Origin of the sequence: Paenibacillus sp. FSL K6-1330 (assembly GCF_037976825.1) — a bacterium.
Taxonomy (GTDB): Bacteria; Bacillota; Bacilli; order Paenibacillales; family Paenibacillaceae; genus Paenibacillus_AQ.
This window is the reverse complement of record NZ_CP150269.1, coordinates 1,872,886-1,887,117: the sequence shown is the minus strand read 5'-3', so window position 1 is coordinate 1,887,117 and position 14,232 is coordinate 1,872,886. Positions and strand designations below refer to the sequence as shown.

Sequence of the window (14,232 nt, the reverse complement as noted above, 5' to 3'; positions counted from 1 at the left end):
CTTCAAATCTGCATTTTCCATGAATTTATCCTCCTTTGCTCAAGCCATCCGTTTAATTCTTTCTACAACCTCGGGCGGTAATTTCTCGATATAAGCTGCTGTTTTAAGCTCTAAAGGATCTAATCCAAGAACCTCGGCTAAGACTTCGTTTAGTTTATCTCTGGCCGGAGGGGTGGCCCCTCTTTGTAGCTTACTTAAATAGCTTTTATTAACACCTCCCCCTTTAGCTAGAACCCTTCTACATATCTGAGCGAGTGACAGGTCTGCTTCTTCGATACCCTTCTTCAAGTAATCCGAGTACTTCATTTTTATCACCTCATTCCATATAGTGAACATAACATTCAATAGTGAATAGTTTATTCACGACTGTTTGTGTCTAAATATTATCAACATGGACAAGCCAGTGTCAATGAATAAATCATTCACTACCCTAAAAAGTGTTGAATAATAATTCACCATTATGTTAATATTGAGAACAGAATCGATATGAGGAGTGACTAAGGCTGTGAAATATGCCAATTTGTTGAGTCAATACATAGAAAAAAGCGGATTAAGTTTGGGGGAGATATCTAGGCGGGCTAAAAAAGCAGGGATTAGTATCGATAGATCATACATATCGAAATTAAAAAACAATGACGTTAAAGCACCTTCCGATGAAATATCAAGGGCGTTAGCCGAAATTACCGGAGGGGATGCGGAGGGATTAATGCTGGCAGGTTACTTAGACGAGTTTCTGAACGAGTTGCCTCCAAAATTCAGACCCTTGTTGAAGGATAACGACGACGTACAAGGGATACTTAAGACGATTGTGCCGATCTTTAACGAGGCTTTTGTCAAATCCAACGTCCCCGAAATGGTAGTTGAAGACGATGAATTTAACGATTTTACATATGACGACACCCGAGCATACTTGCAATTTGCAGCACTTCTTATGAATAAATATGGGGACAATAAACTTAAAAAAAGCTCTGAACCAAAGAATGATCCAGAGCCTCGAATAAAGGTTGAGCTTACTGAGGAAAAGTACTTTCATACCCTTACACTTACTCTTGATGGTCAGGAGATAACTGACGAGGAAAAAACGAAGGTAATTGCATATCTTCGAGTGGATCGACAGCTGAATTCAAAAAATCAGTGAGTTCTTGTACCAATAGCTGTCTTAATATCAAAAATTCAATTTCTTTTGTAGTTTCAGCATCGTTCTTTAGTTTTCGAATAAGCCATTCCTCCTAGTTAGTAAACGAAAATGTATTGACGCAATCCGGTGTTTTCACGCCAGTATGTAAGTCGCATCACTGATCTTTACATCCTCAAATAATCCAGGCAACACCTCCTCTCAAATTTTCAGAACGCAAAAAAGCCGCCATGAACTGAGTTGTCAGTAAATCAATTAGGTCAAAAACTTCTGTAATACAACCTGTAAGACACGTTGTAAGACAAGAATGAAGTTTTTTTTAAATACCTAATCAATCTAAATACTCAGATCATAGCGGCTATTACGTCATAAGCTATAATCAATCGGATTGTTTATTACCCGCTCACCAGCTCGAACATAGTTCAGCGGTGAAAAGTAAATCAACTTAGAATTCCCCTTCAGCCCAGGCTAGGGGATAGATAAAATTAATAATGTATGGTATGTCAAACATAATAGCACATTCCATATTCAGGAATCAATCCCTAATTTCTCGTCCTGTATTATTCACCACCGGCCCCCGGTGTATGCCCAGTCTGAAGTTGTTTATTAATTAAATGTTCTAATTGCTTCGACATCAGACAAGTAAATACGATCTACAATACCATTTTCGTCATATACAGCAGACAAGAATAAATGATCTTTATTTGATTTTGAATCGATATTTCCAAACGATACTTCTCCAATAAATTTTTTGTTCTTTATATCGTAGACATAATCAATTGAGTGCGGTTCAGTTTCACGAACAATAGGGTATGTATCTCCATACAACTTTAGAACATTTTCTTTTAAGTCACCATTTTTCATCCCACGGACAGTACTATAAACGTTCTTGGACTCTGTATCCAATACTATCATAGAAACAGTTTTGTCGTTTCGGTACACCACCGATACACCGTAATCATATTTGTACATTATGTCTTTTGCCCCAGTCCCTAAAATCTTCTCAGCATCAGTCTGACTCATACCAAAGCACACTTTAGATTTACTATCATCATCTTTTACAATACATAAATCATCCTTAGACAGAGTATTCGTTTTTAATCCCCCGTTACTACCACTGCACCCAGCCATTAGTAAAAGCAATACCACAATAAACAGACCCTTAAATCTCACTCTGATCATCCCCCTGTTATCCTCTAAGACTTAACCAAAATATTACCACAAAATTATGAATTGGAAATATATTCTTTGTGATTGGTATAGTTATGTTAATTGAATTAATAAGGAGATGCTAACGATGAAAATCGGAATGCGTAAACCCAGTATCAAGAAACGAATAGTAGCCCGTACCAGCATCAAAAGACAGATTGTACATAGAGCCGGAATAAAGATCCCTCGGGGATATGGATGGCTTAAAAACCCTAAGAAGTATGCTTATACTAAAGTGTATAATAAAACCACATTCGACATCTTCAAATTGATCAAGAAGTTGTTTAAATAACATCGTCAATACGTCCAGTAGTCAACACTACTTCTCTTTTTAACCGGAGCTGGATCGTTATCATAGTTCAACACGATAATTCCGGCTGTCGTCGTTTTATCCGGCCACGCTATAAATCCTTGGTCCTCCAAGTACTGGAGTCCTCTAATTAAATCATGACGCCCCCGTCCAGTCATCATCTCTAACCGTTTAAAATAGGGCATACGGCTTTTATGTAATGGGCTCGGGTAATTGATCAAAATTCGAAGCAGTTTACGCTCAGGATCCGGCAGCATGTTGATTACCTCCTAACAAAAACAAGAACGTTTGTTTCTATTATATTTTAACAAACGATATTTTATCAATGCAAAAAAAAGCCACCAAGCGTTATGCCTCGGTGGCTTCTTCGTCTACATATTCAATTAATTCGGATACATTCTTTAACCCAAAATACCGCATTAGGGTATTCAGGTGTTCAGGGGGCCAGTGTTTTGCTGTCCCTTTCTCCATATCATTCAAGGTGTTCCAACGGATACCCGTTTCTTCGCTAAGCTGACGAACACTGATTTCATTTCGCAATTCCTTAATCTTAAGTCTAAGCATGGTCAACATCACCTCAAAATCAATATACCACTTTAAGGGATAAAGTTCAACGTTTTTCGTTGACATTCAACGATATTCGTTGTATAATTAAATTAGAAAGGAGGTGAGACAAGAATGGACAAGATGCTAATGGATGCTTTTGAAAAGCTCCAAAAACGAGAACACCTCCTAAGAGTGACCCGAGACCAGATGGGACTGGGACGGATCACCAAGGAGGAGTTCAAAAGTCGTGAGGAACAGATACTTGGACGGTATGCCCTCACGGACTCGGAGCAACGGGCTTATGACCAGTACCTCCGAATGGCACAACAGAAACGTAGCAAATAGATAATAGGAGAGAGGGGCCGAAGTTAGGCCCCTCTTTTCTTACGCCGTACTTGCTTTAAGTACATCTTAAACGAGTCATAATCATTGATTAATGTATCGAATTGCTCTGAATCCAGATACACCAACGGTACAATGACATTACCCTGTACGGCGTAATCAAGATACTGAATGCCTTTAGACATCAGGATCCCTCCTTTATGCCTCTTCTTTGTATCTCCAATATAACGACTATAATTCATGAATGCAAACCTTTCATTGAAGAACCGAAAAATTCCCACCTAGCCAGCATACTTAAATGTGCAACTCGCGCGAAGATAACGCGAATCACCCACCCTTGACACTGTCATCTGTAATTTCGTATATCCGACCGCAACCGATCAGCTCGTCCGCTATAAATACGGCTACAGGTGTTTGATCGAGCATGGCGGTATGAAAATGTATGTCCGCAGCCAGCGGCTTCATAAATCGTCCCATTATCCCTACATCCCTCATTTGAGCGTAATTCCCACACGGTCTGACTTCATGATGAGGAAATTAATAAATGTCGAGCATGAAACCAGCATAAATTTGGCATCTTCGAAATGAATCTCCCTTTCCTCAAGCATAGCATGCCGGATTCCCGCTTCGTCACTTGTGTATCCATATATAGAAGAGAGTCCACTCTTTAAGGCCTTATGTATTCCTATCTTCTCATCGATTAATTTTAGCGCACTTCCAAGCGTGGCTTTAGGATCACCAGATATAACTTGCGCTATTGACTCAACAGCAGAAATAGACTCTTTTATCGAATTTCTGTAATCTGGATTTTTTTTATCAGCGAGCATTTGAAGAGCTGTTGAAAGATGAACATTAACTCCCTGAAGTCCCCTTGGATGTGCGTTGTTAATTGCTTCTTCAACTTCTTTAATCTCCACTTTGTCAGTTATTTGCACAAGTTCCTGGTTAACAAAACGATAAGCTGATAGTTCTTGTTCCAGTATCCTATTACAGGAGTTGGTTAATGACTCCCTACGAGATTGAGTTGTGTCTTTTTTAACAACAAACTCCAAAAAATCATAAACCTCATACCATGCCCAATTTTTTAAAAATCCTTCCCTTACATGTTTACTTGCCTCATGATACCAAACAGGTAAGCTATCAAGTGGTAGTTTAAAATGTTCTAACCAGAGTAGACTAAAAAGTCGATGTAAATCACTAAAATTAAGCTGATCGTTATAACTTGGAGAACTACTATCTATGTACAGTATTTTGAAAACATTCCAAAGCCCAGTTCTGAGATCACTGTCCATTGAATCAATCTGTAAATTTACTTTGACAGGAGTTACACCTATTCTTTGTGAAAACCTCAAGCCATCTCCCCCTTAAAAATGAAAAAAGGACCCCGCCGGCCTGAGCCAGCGAGGTCCTCCACCGATTCCATCGGATTGCATCACGGTGCTACCGTCGATATTAAGACGATTATAAAGCATATGGGATATGTTGTAAATATTCGTGTAGAAACAGCTCAGACCTACATAATAAACATTTTAGGTTCTTTATTTTGATGGTTTTTTTTAATTACTTCTAATATGCATCTACCTGAAAAGTGAGAATGTTTTTAAAAATTACATAGTCAACCCGAGACTTAAAAGGCCCTTTATTATTGCCATACTTATTAATTCCAAATTTCGAAGGACCTGCACCAGCGTCTTTGTTATCGTACCACTTTATAAATGAATTAATGTCGCTCATGGGTAGATCATATTCCTTTTCTAAGCCATTTACCATGGTTACTACCAAGATAGCTCTTTCACCTTTTGGCTCTGTCGGGTCTGTTGGGTCCGTTGGGTTCGTCGGGTCCGTTGGGTCAGTAGTTTCTTTGTTTGGTGTTGCAGAAGCTTCATTTGAGACAACAAATTCTCTACCTTTTACAATTGAAATAACTTGAAAGTAATACGTTGTTCCATTAATTAAATTAGGAACTGTGTATGTATTATCTATGTTTGAAACAGTAATTGACTCAGTGTATTTTCCCGACTCTGTACCATATTTAATAATATATTGATCCGTATAAGTCGTAGGAGTCCAATTTAAAGCTACTTGTGCATCTCCAGCTTTAGCAGTTAGATCAATGGATTCTGCAATACCGAAAGTTAGTTCATTAATTGCTGCCCATGATGACTTTCCATTAACATCAATTTTTAGTCCCGAGTAAGAGCCTCTAATAATAGAGATAGGTGGATTAATTGAATTAGTGCCCGAAAGATTAAGCGTTGTAGGGCCGCCTACTTTAACCCATTCGTCATTCGCCTTACCAAAAATAGTATATTCTACAGCTACTGCTGGGGTTGCATTTGTAGCAAATTGAACAAAATTTATATCGAGTGGTTCAGGAAACGCTAACTCTAGTTTCGCAATTGGCTGTGCCGCATTCCATCTAGTCGTAATATCACCGTCGATTGCATTTTTAGCGCGATAATTACCAGAAAAGCTATCAGCGGTAGCAATCGTGCCTTGGGGAGCAGCAAAGCCCATCATCCCATCTACCGTTTTTCCGGTACTCGAAGCAGCTACAGTCTGACTAAACAGAGATAGGGTAAGACACAGCACTAGAAGATAAGAAAGCACTTTTTTATTCATTTAATAGATCCCCTTCGCGTTCTTTATTTACTTTTTAAAGTAACGCAGGGATAATTAATTGTCTAAACATAAAGTTACACAAATAGACATAGTTGTTATATATTATATATTTATTTTATTTCTATCTGAATAAATACAACTCAAAAGGAGGAGAAATACATGCTAATAGAACTAAAAATCGCTATAGATAAACAACAACAGGTAAGTATTCGTACTAAAGATGGGAATATAACAGTGGGACTGCCTACGCAATCTATAGATCCAGAGAGAGTGAAAATATATACACAAACTGAGGTCATCTCAGTACCGATAAATGATATAAATCACGTGATGAGAATAATTGGTCTTCCTGTAAAATAACAATGTGTGTTGGTATCAAAAATCAATTGAGAAATAGACCCTGCCGGCATTAAATTGGTAGGGCCTTCGTTTAGATTTTAATGTGTTAAAATCTATACATAAGGAGGGTCTCATGAGAAAACTATACATAACACTAGGACTTATTTTATCTTTACTGGTTGCCTGCTCCCCAAGTTTTCCAACATCAACAACAGCAGCAAGCCAACCGTTCCTTGAGGAAGATGCATCAGGCTCGTTGCAGGTCTTTTTCCTAGACGTTGGACAGGGTGATTCCACACTAATACGTACACCTAAAGGGCAACATCTCTTGATCGACGGTGGAGACAATCACAAGGGCGAAGATGTGGTTGATTATCTTAAGCAGCTCGGTGTAAAGAGTCTTGATGCAATCATTGCCACTCACCCGGACGCCGACCACATCGGGGGCCTGGACACGGTGATCAATGCAATACCAACCAAGAGCGTTTATGCACCCAAAGTGAGCCACACAACAAATACATACAAAGATTTCTTGCTTGCAGTAAAAAACCGCGGGTTAAAGATAAGATCTGCTAAGGCTGGGCTGGCGCTCCCGCTTGATGGGGTCACAGCGGAGTTCGTCGCCCCCGTTGCGGAGTACAGCAAAGACTTGAACGCTTGGAGTGCTGTGCTACGGATACAATACGGCAATACTTCATTCCTATTTACAGGGGATGCCGAAGCCCGCAGCGAGGCCGACATGTTGAAGAGCCCCGAAATTTTGAAAGTCGATGTACTGAAGGTAGGACATCACGGATCGGACACATCGACTTCACAGGAATTTCTTAATGCTGTAAAGCCAACGTATGCGGTTATCAGCGCAGGTAAAGATAATAAATATGGTCATCCAAAGCCTGCTATTATTAATCGATTGAAAAAATCTAAGGCAACTGTGTACAGGACTGATACTCAAGGTACGATCACCGCTGTAAGCGATGGTTCAAAAATAACATTTGAAACAACGAGGTGATAAGGTTGATAAGAGGAATCATTGACCGATTTGAGAGCGATTTAGCAATTATTGAAGTCGAGGATGGTCATACTCTGGATTATCCAAAGCATCTTCTGCCGAGTAATGCTGCGGTTGGGGATGTGATTAAAATAGATGGTAATCATTTTACTATCGATAAAGAGGAAACTGTAAAACGGAGAAAAGAAATCGAGGGGCTTATGAATGAGCTTTTCGAGGATTAAAACAAACAGACCCTACCAACACTTAGCTGGTAGGGTCTTCACTTATTTCTCGGCTTCAATGGCTTGAAGTTGTTTTTCTAACTCCACGATTCGTGCTGTATTACCTCCGATAAGCTTAAGAAAGTTCTTACGCAATCGATTCATAGATACAGCCGCTTGTTCTCTTGTGATTGGCGCCCCCGGCATCGTGCCGTCAAAATAACCGTTCTTGGTCATCTCTTCCCAAGTTCCCGCCGCCCATGGACTAACCACATTGATATCACGTTCTTTTTTATCCATCACCTTCCCTGCATTCCCTTTTACTGTATCGTATTGATACAAATTGAATTCATCCATAAGAGAAATAAGTTTATCAGCGTACTTCGGATCCGTCGCGTATCCCGCCTTCTGGATCTCACTTGCCGCTGTTTTACCATCTACTCCGATAACCTTCTTATACAGGTTCTTATTCCAACTGACCCCGTTCAGAATCAACTTGGTGTGGTCCGCGATGGACTCCCCCCAATTGTTATAGGCACGGAATGCAGCATCTACTTTTATCGGTTTGCCTTTGACGTATTCGGTTGTTTGCATTGTGCAGCTGCCGGCAGGACCCTTCCCCTTGATGCCAAAGAGGTTATTGCCCTTCTGCGTTAATCCGGATGTTCCCCAGGCGCTTTCGAGCGCGGCCTGGGCTATGATCAACGATGCCGGAATAAAGGTATTCTTCATGTCAGCCACTGCAAAGAGGGCGATTTTCTGAACAAATGCCAGCTTATTACTCATTGCTGCCACCTACAGCCTTAGCTGTCTGCTTCAGGGCTTGGTGCCCAAATACTGAGAAGGCGCCGGTTAGAATACCTTGGATCAATGACTCAACACTCCATCCCAGGATTCCGATCGTAAGAAACACCCCTACTACGATAACAGCATATACAATGATCCAATCAGGTACATTTGGTGTAACCTTTAACACCGCACCAATTACCCAGCAGGCAGCAAGAACTATCAACAGCCGCGGATCGATCAATTCAAAAATCATGTTCCAATCCATATTCATTCATCTCCTATTCTTTTAGTTCGTCTATACGTTTGTGTGCTTGTTTCGTCGACTCTTCGACTCGTATCAAGCGTTCAGTCAACCCATCCATACGCTGCCCTTGGATACGGACGTCTACCTTAATGTCATCGATACCACGCTTGATGTAAGACACATCAGTGTGAAGCGATGCTTCCGCTGTGGCTTCTTGTACCACCTCAGCCTTATAGGCCTTTGTCTTGCCAACCCAGCCAAGCACAATACCGCTGATGGCGGCTGTGACAGAAATGATTGCAGTGAGCACGGTCCAGTCCACCCTTCTTCCCCCTATCTATCTTTGAATAAAGAAAAGCCCCCGGACCACCCGTGGGCATGAAACATCGATATTTATTTTGCCGGTACTAGATCCGGGCGGATAACATATGCATACGCCAGGACCTTTTCACGATCATCTGCTTGCATTGGGTAAGTCGATACGACTTGATCAATAGTACCCTCGGCCTCGTTTACGCGAGTAATGCAGGCGTTAGCCACGACACGCACCTGAAAATCTTTAAGCATCACAAATCACCTCCCCTCATGAAAATAGGATTTCGGTAATCGTCATCTCGACGTCCGAAACCCTACTCTTCAATGTTTCGTTTTCAGTTTTTAAGGAATTTAGTTGTTCGGTAAGTGGTTGCTGCGGCTCTTGTGGCGTCTCTGGATCGGTCGGATCAGGATAGATAAAACGAATCTGACCTGTATCTGGATCAAACAGCCAACTTTTCGCCTTTGCAAAGTCCTCTGCATACTGCCCTGGCTGAAATGTCGTCATTTCAACAGCTTCCGGATCGTATGATTTTAGCTCCACATAAACCTCGAAATCTTCCTCTTTCGTAGATTCAATCCCCGCTGACATTTCATATCGCTGTGCAACTATATTACCTGTAGATTTAACCCAAAAAAATCTGCGGCCCAATGGCTCAATTTTTTTCATATATTGTACCCCTCCTATACTCCAAATACTTTATACCCGCGGGCTTGGGCAGAATATTGCGATAATGCAAAGTTAACAAAGTTACTGCCAAATGTGGCCTCGCTCATGCTTAAGTAAGTGCCCGAGCCTTCTTTCGGCCAAGCATCTGCACTAATGATATGGTGCACTGTTGAGCCATCGAAGTAAGAACCGACGGTTCCAGAAAGTGTAACATACCCATTATCGTAATACCCCGAGATCAATAGCAGTATCGGCTTGAAAGGGAGGTTAGTTATAGACCCGTAAGAGCTGTTTCCCAATCCGGCTTGGGCCATCTTCATATTAGGGTCAAGCGTACCAAGCAATCCCGCAATATTAACCCCCGCTCGCAGGTTATTTGCCGTTAGTCCAGGCACCGCTGCCGTTACCCAAGTAGACCCGTTAAAATAACCGTGGGGCGGTCGGATGAAGAACCGATCCCCGGCCCATACAGTCGATTCAAGTCCGGGCATGTGGTTATTCTCGGCGCTTCGGTTCGGCATCTGACCAGCTTTTTTAACTCCGTCATCATAACCCGATTGTCCAACAAGCAGATACTGAGGGTCTAACACTGCATCCGCTGTATCAACAACGGTAGACTTGCCAGACACGCCGAAAATCGATGTTCCTGCTTTAATATTTTCAGACTTGTAATTCGGGTCCAGCGCCAAGACTGATCCGAATCCCGCTGTATTCTTTCCTTGCTCGTAATAACCAGTTTTAGGCTCCAATACGATGTTCCCGCCACCGTCACCTTTAGCGCTAACTGCTTGGCTGTAATCTTGGCCGAGGACCGCTCGCGAATAATTCGGCATTGTTCCTGTCACCAGACCATCTTCGCCCGGAAATGTTTTACCTTGCAATACATCCGGTGCTGTCGCTGTTCCTACCTCCCCCCCTTCACCCTGTAAGATAAAAGCCGTTCCGTCATAGACCAACGTGTATACGCCGTTTGCTTTAAAGCTGGCAGCACTTCCGCTGGCTTTCAAAACAGACTTTGCACCTAAGCCATTAGGATTGAGTGTAGGCGCTCCAGTGCTTGCAACATTCACCTTTATAACAACCCTTTGGAAAGCTTTCAACGTTGAAAGCGCTGGTGATAACGCGGCTGTGTATACGGTGTTTCCATTGACCACTGTTCCGGTTGCCGGGCCTGATGGTGTTTCGGCTGCTACAATCTTTTGATCCGTATATTTTTTCGACTCTGTCAGGGCCTCGGCCACATCTTCTGGAGTGGCAAAGATCAGCGAACTGTTTATCACAGCCGATACATTCTGCGCCTGACCAAACGTGACGATCATGTCGATTGTCTTTTCGATGATATCCTCTGTTCCAGCTGGTGGAATATATTCCGCGCCACTCCCGGCGTTTCCGTAAGCATAAAGGATTTCACCTTCATCCGGATCTTGGGCAAAAATCCCGATCTCCCGGAAATAAAAACCCGTTGTTACATCTTGGTTCGACAGCACCGCCCCGACTATGGCCTGTGCTGGAAGCTGTGGCTTCAGACGGGTTATCGGAAGGGATTTCTTCTCGCTGATCAACTTGTTCAAGGTGGGGATAGATTGCCCGCCGAGCTGCCCGTCACCGATCCCCATCCGCGTAAATTTAAGCAATGCGCCTGCTTCTGCTTTCGCTTGTAAGTTCCTACCTTTGTTCGTTTGAATAAGTCCGCCAAACGCGCCCATTTCACACCATCCTCACTGTCATTTTCTCGCCCATCCGAAGTATGCCGGCAAAGTATAAGCCCATAGGCTCCGATTGAGCTAAAATAACCCGTTCCAGCTTTGCTGTCAGGCGCTTGACCGACTCCACCGCACGGTAAAATTCTTCGGCGCGCTCCTGCGTCACCGCTGGATTGTTCGTTATAACTTGGAATCGCCCCGGTTGCCCGCCGTACTCGAACCATTCCTCAACCTTACCCTCACCAAAAAGAATTGTGATCAGCTCCTCGATGGCCGCAGGCGTACCTTTCCGCCGGTGGAACTTAAATGCATTCTTCACCAGTTCACGTTTTTGCTCAATCGGTAGGGTAGGATCGTAGAAGTCCACATGAAACTGCCATGCCAATTCGTCAGCCTCGTCATCGTTGAGCTCGTCTAGTCTGGATAAACGGGGTAGCTTCACGATCTGATCTGTCAAATCACGAAGCTTATCATCCAGTGCCTGCGCTGCAGCTTTAATGTTAGGATCTCGTTTGAGATTATCCGGAAGCATATTGAGCATACTGATGCTTTTTAAATCAATCATCGGCCAAACCTCCGTAAGTGACATTTACCTGGGCATCCTGAGCGATCTCCAATTTTGTCACCTCCGTAAAAACAGGTGCTGCAACACTAACGCGCAGCGCCCCGGCACCCATGGCACGCCAAATAAGCTCCGATGGATTGATATCCCTCCCGAGCTTGGACTTTTGCCATAATCGATATGCATCTACTGCGGCATTAACGGCAGCTTGTATAGATGTTGATTCAGCTGCCCGAGCCCGTGACACATAATACGTAAGTGTGATGTCATATTTTATAGGTGTCGGAGATTGGACGGTTACATGATCTGTAAGAGGTCGGACGGTGCGATCATTTAAGGCTGTGTCTACAGCATCCAATATGTCCTGTGTCGGTATCTTACCCCCTGCAAGCAATGGCACCACCACAGCCTCACATTCTGCCGGGGATGTAACCGCCACATCAACAATCGATGAGCTTGCGGTCATTGCCCAAAAACGATACGCCCCCTCCGGCCCCGCGACCGAGAAGCTTTCCGGCGCCGTCCGGATCCTCTCTCGGAATGCATCGTCCGACTCCCTTTCAGCCCCTCCAGCACTCTCAGTAATATTAACAACGCTCTGAACAAATGGAATGGGGTCTATTGGCGTGTTTATCTGTTCAGGGAGGAATCCATTCCCTAATGATCCAGGAAGCGAGCATGAGGCTGTCACTTCGCCTGATACCTCGCCCGCAGGTATCTCTAATACATTCGTTGTCATGAAATAAATCGCACCACCACCGCCTTGAGGTCCTACCCTCGTGCCAGCTGGAATAATAATCGCTGATGTAAGTGGCACGGATAATGTAAATTGTATTGTTGTAATCGCGGAAGCTGCCGGCAGCCTGGACACATCATACATGACTCCGATATGCTCCAATACATCGCCACTAGCATACTTAAGCAAGTCCACCTTTTTATTGTGATTGATCAAGGCTTGTTGCTGAATAATGATCTGGGCAAGCCCCATTAAAAAAAGGCGTCTCGGATCAGCTGGGAACAGCTTTTGACCGATAAGCCCTTCGAAAATGGTTATGATGCTGTTCTGAATGCCTGATGCATCCACATCCACAAAATCAATGTCCTTCAAGGATTCAAAGATGCTACTCAAGTCATCGCCTCCTCTGCGATGCTGTATATAACGTTTGGTTTAACCTCCCCGTTCTCGTTGATGTCATACGTTACCGAATCAACAACGACACGGGGCTCATATTCTTGGATCGCTGAGATGATCTTATTGGTCAACTGCGATTGAACCATATTGGCTGGGGCGTCAACGTCGATCTGATCAATGCCGAAATCACGAAATAATGGCACTGATCCTACAACCGTCTCAATGATGCAGGTAATATTTTGATTAAGCTCATCAGCCAGAGTTTTTGGGGCAAAGTCGACAATCATTTTACATACTCCTTCAGCTCAATAGTAACTTCGGAAACAAGCAACCTTCCTTTGTTATCAACCGTGATAAAATCCTCATCCAGCTGCCGAATGGTCCATTTATAGACTCCGAAGGCCTTGTCTCCGATGGTCAGAGTGTATGGCTTACCAGAGCGCTCCATCTTTACCAGGCGGTCCATCTCCACCCGTGGGTTAAGTCCATAGGCGACGTCAAAACGCATCTTAAAGGATATGCTATCCAGTCCTGGGCCGATCCATTGTGATAACGGCTTTTTTCCCAATACCTCATGGTCTTCCCATCTACCTGCAGAGGATCGACGGAAATCATCAAATGTACGAATTTTTTTATCAGTAACTAAAAAATTCACATTGCCCAATGCACCGATCATAAGCTCCCACTTCCCGGAGTTAAGCCGTTGATCGTGCCGGTTACGGTAAGATTACCACCAATTGTAACTTCAGGAGCTATAATGGATACCTTGGTTCCTTCGATGGTGACTTCCTTGGCCTTCACCATCATTTTCCCATCCTTAAAAACAACCTGATTCTCTTCATCAAACAAAATACCCCACTCATCCGCCGACATTTCCGGCGTCGCATCTTGTATCATTCCGATACAAAACCCTTGCGACTCAGTGTATATGCACAGCACTGTATCCCCTACATCGGGCATATGGTACTCCTGCGCTCGCGACGGCGGAATGACAATGGACAACTCATCTGATAAAGATGTATCCAGCCCATCACATTCAACACGAACCGTCATATCCTCAGAATTCAGACTTGAAACCGTCCCGATCATCACCCATTGCATC

The 14,232-nt window shown here is 43.2% G+C and carries 25 protein-coding genes; 6 read left to right on the top strand and 19 right to left on the bottom strand.

What is annotated here, in order from left to right:
- Positions 1–39: 39 nt before the first annotated feature.
- Positions 40–306, bottom strand: coding sequence for a helix-turn-helix transcriptional regulator (locus NYE54_RS08270; RefSeq protein ID WP_339271468.1), 267 nt, complete (start codon positions 304–306; stop codon positions 40–42).
- Positions 307–505: 199 nt separating this feature from the next.
- On the opposite strand from NYE54_RS08270, the gene NYE54_RS08265 reads away from it, so the two are divergent.
- Complete coding sequence (locus tag NYE54_RS08265) at positions 506–1,138, top strand: helix-turn-helix transcriptional regulator (protein ID WP_339271467.1); 633 nt, start codon at positions 506–508, stop codon at positions 1,136–1,138.
- 603 nt (positions 1,139–1,741) lie between these two features.
- On the opposite strand, the gene NYE54_RS08260 is transcribed toward NYE54_RS08265, so the two are convergent.
- On the bottom strand, positions 1,742–2,308 hold the full coding sequence (locus NYE54_RS08260; RefSeq protein WP_339271465.1) for a hypothetical protein: 567 nt from the start codon (positions 2,306–2,308) through the stop codon (positions 1,742–1,744).
- Positions 2,309–2,432: 124 nt separating this feature from the next.
- Between NYE54_RS08260 and NYE54_RS08255 the strand changes: the two genes are divergently transcribed.
- The gene (locus tag NYE54_RS08255; RefSeq protein ID WP_339271463.1) at positions 2,433–2,636 is read left to right on the top strand and encodes a hypothetical protein; all 204 of its coding nucleotides are present in this window, start codon (positions 2,433–2,435) and stop codon (positions 2,634–2,636) included.
- A 5-nt stretch (positions 2,637–2,641) separates the two neighbouring features.
- Here the strand turns inward: NYE54_RS08255 and NYE54_RS08250 are convergent, their stop codons facing one another.
- Together NYE54_RS08250 and NYE54_RS08245 are read right to left on the bottom strand one after the other, a co-directional pair.
- Complete coding sequence (locus tag NYE54_RS08250; protein WP_339271461.1) at positions 2,642–2,911, bottom strand: hypothetical protein; 270 nt, start codon at positions 2,909–2,911, stop codon at positions 2,642–2,644.
- Positions 2,912–3,002: 91 nt separating this feature from the next.
- Positions 3,003–3,218 carry a helix-turn-helix transcriptional regulator gene (locus NYE54_RS08245; protein WP_339271459.1) on the bottom strand — a complete coding sequence of 72 codons (216 nt, stop codon included), beginning with the start codon at positions 3,216–3,218 and terminating at the stop codon, positions 3,003–3,005.
- Between the two features lie 114 nt (positions 3,219–3,332).
- Between NYE54_RS08245 and NYE54_RS08240 the strand changes: the two genes are divergently transcribed.
- Positions 3,333–3,545 (top strand): hypothetical protein, encoded by a 213-nt coding sequence (locus NYE54_RS08240; protein WP_339271457.1) that lies wholly within the window; start codon positions 3,333–3,335, stop codon positions 3,543–3,545.
- A gap of 23 nt (positions 3,546–3,568) precedes the next feature.
- Here NYE54_RS08240 and NYE54_RS08235 read toward each other — a convergent pair whose 3' ends face one another.
- The 4 genes from NYE54_RS08235 to NYE54_RS08220 all read right to left on the bottom strand — a co-directional run bounded on the left by NYE54_RS08235 (position 3,569) and on the right by NYE54_RS08220 (position 6,164).
- Positions 3,569–3,727, bottom strand: coding sequence for a hypothetical protein (locus tag NYE54_RS08235; RefSeq protein ID WP_339271456.1), 159 nt, complete (start codon positions 3,725–3,727; stop codon positions 3,569–3,571).
- 142 nt (positions 3,728–3,869) lie between these two features.
- Positions 3,870–4,019: a hypothetical protein gene (locus NYE54_RS08230; RefSeq protein WP_339271454.1), complete on the bottom strand. Its 150-nt coding sequence runs from the start codon at positions 4,017–4,019 to the stop codon at positions 3,870–3,872.
- Positions 4,020–4,033: 14 nt separating this feature from the next.
- Entirely contained in the window at positions 4,034–4,894 is an 861-nt protein-coding gene (locus NYE54_RS08225; RefSeq protein ID WP_339271452.1) for a hypothetical protein, read from the bottom strand.
- 214 nt (positions 4,895–5,108) lie between these two features.
- Positions 5,109–6,164, bottom strand: coding sequence for a fibronectin type III domain-containing protein (locus NYE54_RS08220; RefSeq protein WP_339271451.1), 1,056 nt, complete (start codon positions 6,162–6,164; stop codon positions 5,109–5,111).
- Positions 6,165–6,323: 159 nt separating this feature from the next.
- Here NYE54_RS08220 and NYE54_RS08215 point away from each other — a divergent pair, with 159 nt between their 5' ends.
- From NYE54_RS08215 to NYE54_RS08205, 3 genes are all read left to right on the top strand, one after another.
- The gene (locus tag NYE54_RS08215; RefSeq protein ID WP_339271449.1) at positions 6,324–6,524 is read left to right on the top strand and encodes a hypothetical protein; all 201 of its coding nucleotides are present in this window, start codon (positions 6,324–6,326) and stop codon (positions 6,522–6,524) included.
- Between the two features lie 112 nt (positions 6,525–6,636).
- Complete coding sequence (locus NYE54_RS08210; protein WP_339271448.1) at positions 6,637–7,512, top strand: ComEC/Rec2 family competence protein; 876 nt, start codon at positions 6,637–6,639, stop codon at positions 7,510–7,512.
- Positions 7,513–7,517: 5 nt separating this feature from the next.
- Positions 7,518–7,736: a DUF3006 domain-containing protein gene (locus NYE54_RS08205; RefSeq protein WP_339271446.1), complete on the top strand. Its 219-nt coding sequence runs from the start codon at positions 7,518–7,520 to the stop codon at positions 7,734–7,736.
- A gap of 42 nt (positions 7,737–7,778) precedes the next feature.
- Here the strand turns inward: NYE54_RS08205 and NYE54_RS08200 are convergent, their stop codons facing one another.
- The 11 genes from NYE54_RS08200 to NYE54_RS08150 form a co-directional block, all read right to left on the bottom strand.
- A complete protein-coding gene (locus tag NYE54_RS08200) occupies positions 7,779–8,501 on the bottom strand; it encodes a glycoside hydrolase family 73 protein (RefSeq protein ID WP_339271444.1) in 723 nt (240 codons plus the stop codon).
- The gene (locus NYE54_RS08195; RefSeq protein ID WP_339271442.1) at positions 8,494–8,769 is read right to left on the bottom strand and encodes a phage holin family protein; all 276 of its coding nucleotides are present in this window, start codon (positions 8,767–8,769) and stop codon (positions 8,494–8,496) included. Before NYE54_RS08195 ends, NYE54_RS08200 begins: the two co-directional genes overlap by 8 nt.
- Positions 8,770–8,782: 13 nt before the next feature.
- The gene (locus tag NYE54_RS08190; RefSeq protein ID WP_339271440.1) at positions 8,783–9,070 is read right to left on the bottom strand and encodes a hypothetical protein; all 288 of its coding nucleotides are present in this window, start codon (positions 9,068–9,070) and stop codon (positions 8,783–8,785) included.
- 71 nt (positions 9,071–9,141) lie between these two features.
- Complete coding sequence (locus tag NYE54_RS08185; RefSeq protein ID WP_339271438.1) at positions 9,142–9,315, bottom strand: hypothetical protein; 174 nt, start codon at positions 9,313–9,315, stop codon at positions 9,142–9,144.
- A 16-nt stretch (positions 9,316–9,331) separates the two neighbouring features.
- On the bottom strand, positions 9,332–9,733 hold the full coding sequence (locus tag NYE54_RS08180; protein ID WP_339271437.1) for a hypothetical protein: 402 nt from the start codon (positions 9,731–9,733) through the stop codon (positions 9,332–9,334).
- A gap of 14 nt (positions 9,734–9,747) precedes the next feature.
- Positions 9,748–11,439: a phage tail protein gene (locus NYE54_RS08175; protein ID WP_339271435.1), complete on the bottom strand. Its 1,692-nt coding sequence runs from the start codon at positions 11,437–11,439 to the stop codon at positions 9,748–9,750.
- 1 nt (position 11,440) lies between these two features.
- Positions 11,441–12,025 (bottom strand): phage tail protein I, encoded by a 585-nt coding sequence (locus NYE54_RS08170; protein ID WP_339271433.1) that lies wholly within the window; start codon positions 12,023–12,025, stop codon positions 11,441–11,443.
- Positions 11,994–13,127, bottom strand: a complete 1,134-nt coding sequence (locus tag NYE54_RS08165; protein ID WP_339271431.1) for a baseplate J/gp47 family protein — start codon at positions 13,125–13,127, stop codon at positions 11,994–11,996. Before NYE54_RS08165 ends, NYE54_RS08170 begins: the two co-directional genes overlap by 32 nt.
- Positions 13,124–13,417 carry a GPW/gp25 family protein gene (locus NYE54_RS08160; RefSeq protein WP_339271430.1) on the bottom strand — a complete coding sequence of 98 codons (294 nt, stop codon included), beginning with the start codon at positions 13,415–13,417 and terminating at the stop codon, positions 13,124–13,126. The genes NYE54_RS08165 and NYE54_RS08160 overlap by 4 nt, the downstream gene beginning before the upstream one ends.
- Entirely contained in the window at positions 13,414–13,806 is a 393-nt protein-coding gene (locus NYE54_RS08155; RefSeq protein ID WP_339271429.1) for a phage tail protein, read from the bottom strand. The genes NYE54_RS08160 and NYE54_RS08155 overlap by 4 nt, the downstream gene beginning before the upstream one ends.
- Entirely contained in the window at positions 13,803–14,231 is a 429-nt protein-coding gene (locus NYE54_RS08150) for a hypothetical protein (RefSeq protein WP_339271428.1), read from the bottom strand. Before NYE54_RS08150 ends, NYE54_RS08155 begins: the two co-directional genes overlap by 4 nt.
- Position 14,232: the final 1 nt, after the last annotated feature.

Excerpts from the sequence above, each read along its gene's own strand:
- NYE54_RS08220 (WP_339271451.1), bottom strand. The coding sequence starts at position 6,164 with ATGAATAAAAAAGTGCTTTCTTATCTTCTAGTGCTGTGTCTTACCCTA.
- NYE54_RS08250 (WP_339271461.1), bottom strand. The coding sequence starts at position 2,911 with ATGCTGCCGGATCCTGAGCGTAAACTGCTTCGAATTTTGATCAATTAC.
- NYE54_RS08185 (WP_339271438.1), bottom strand. The coding sequence starts at position 9,315 with ATGCTTAAAGATTTTCAGGTGCGTGTCGTGGCTAACGCCTGCATTACT.
- NYE54_RS08155 (WP_339271429.1), bottom strand. The coding sequence starts at position 13,806 with ATGATCGGTGCATTGGGCAATGTGAATTTTTTAGTTACTGATAAAAAA.
- NYE54_RS08160 (WP_339271430.1), bottom strand. The coding sequence starts at position 13,417 with ATGATTGTCGACTTTGCCCCAAAAACTCTGGCTGATGAGCTTAATCAA.
- NYE54_RS08240 (WP_339271457.1), top strand. The coding sequence starts at position 3,333 with ATGGACAAGATGCTAATGGATGCTTTTGAAAAGCTCCAAAAACGAGAA.
- NYE54_RS08235 (WP_339271456.1), bottom strand. The coding sequence starts at position 3,727 with ATGTCTAAAGGCATTCAGTATCTTGATTACGCCGTACAGGGTAATGTC.
- NYE54_RS08255 (WP_339271463.1), top strand. The coding sequence starts at position 2,433 with ATGAAAATCGGAATGCGTAAACCCAGTATCAAGAAACGAATAGTAGCC.
- NYE54_RS08200 (WP_339271444.1), bottom strand. The coding sequence starts at position 8,501 with ATGAGTAATAAGCTGGCATTTGTTCAGAAAATCGCCCTCTTTGCAGTG.
- NYE54_RS08245 (WP_339271459.1), bottom strand. The coding sequence starts at position 3,218 with ATGCTTAGACTTAAGATTAAGGAATTGCGAAATGAAATCAGTGTTCGT.
- NYE54_RS08170 (WP_339271433.1), bottom strand. The coding sequence starts at position 12,025 with ATGTCACTTACGGAGGTTTGGCCGATGATTGATTTAAAAAGCATCAGT.
- NYE54_RS08210 (WP_339271448.1), top strand. The coding sequence starts at position 6,637 with ATGAGAAAACTATACATAACACTAGGACTTATTTTATCTTTACTGGTT.
- NYE54_RS08270 (WP_339271468.1), bottom strand. The coding sequence starts at position 306 with ATGAAGTACTCGGATTACTTGAAGAAGGGTATCGAAGAAGCAGACCTG.
- NYE54_RS08150 (WP_339271428.1), bottom strand. The coding sequence starts at position 14,231 with ATGCAATGGGTGATGATCGGGACGGTTTCAAGTCTGAATTCTGAGGAT.
- NYE54_RS08195 (WP_339271442.1), bottom strand. The coding sequence starts at position 8,769 with ATGGATTGGAACATGATTTTTGAATTGATCGATCCGCGGCTGTTGATA.
- NYE54_RS08230 (WP_339271454.1), bottom strand. The coding sequence starts at position 4,019 with ATGGGACGATTTATGAAGCCGCTGGCTGCGGACATACATTTTCATACC.
- NYE54_RS08215 (WP_339271449.1), top strand. The coding sequence starts at position 6,324 with ATGCTAATAGAACTAAAAATCGCTATAGATAAACAACAACAGGTAAGT.
- NYE54_RS08175 (WP_339271435.1), bottom strand. The coding sequence starts at position 11,439 with ATGGGCGCGTTTGGCGGACTTATTCAAACGAACAAAGGTAGGAACTTA.
- NYE54_RS08180 (WP_339271437.1), bottom strand. The coding sequence starts at position 9,733 with ATGAAAAAAATTGAGCCATTGGGCCGCAGATTTTTTTGGGTTAAATCT.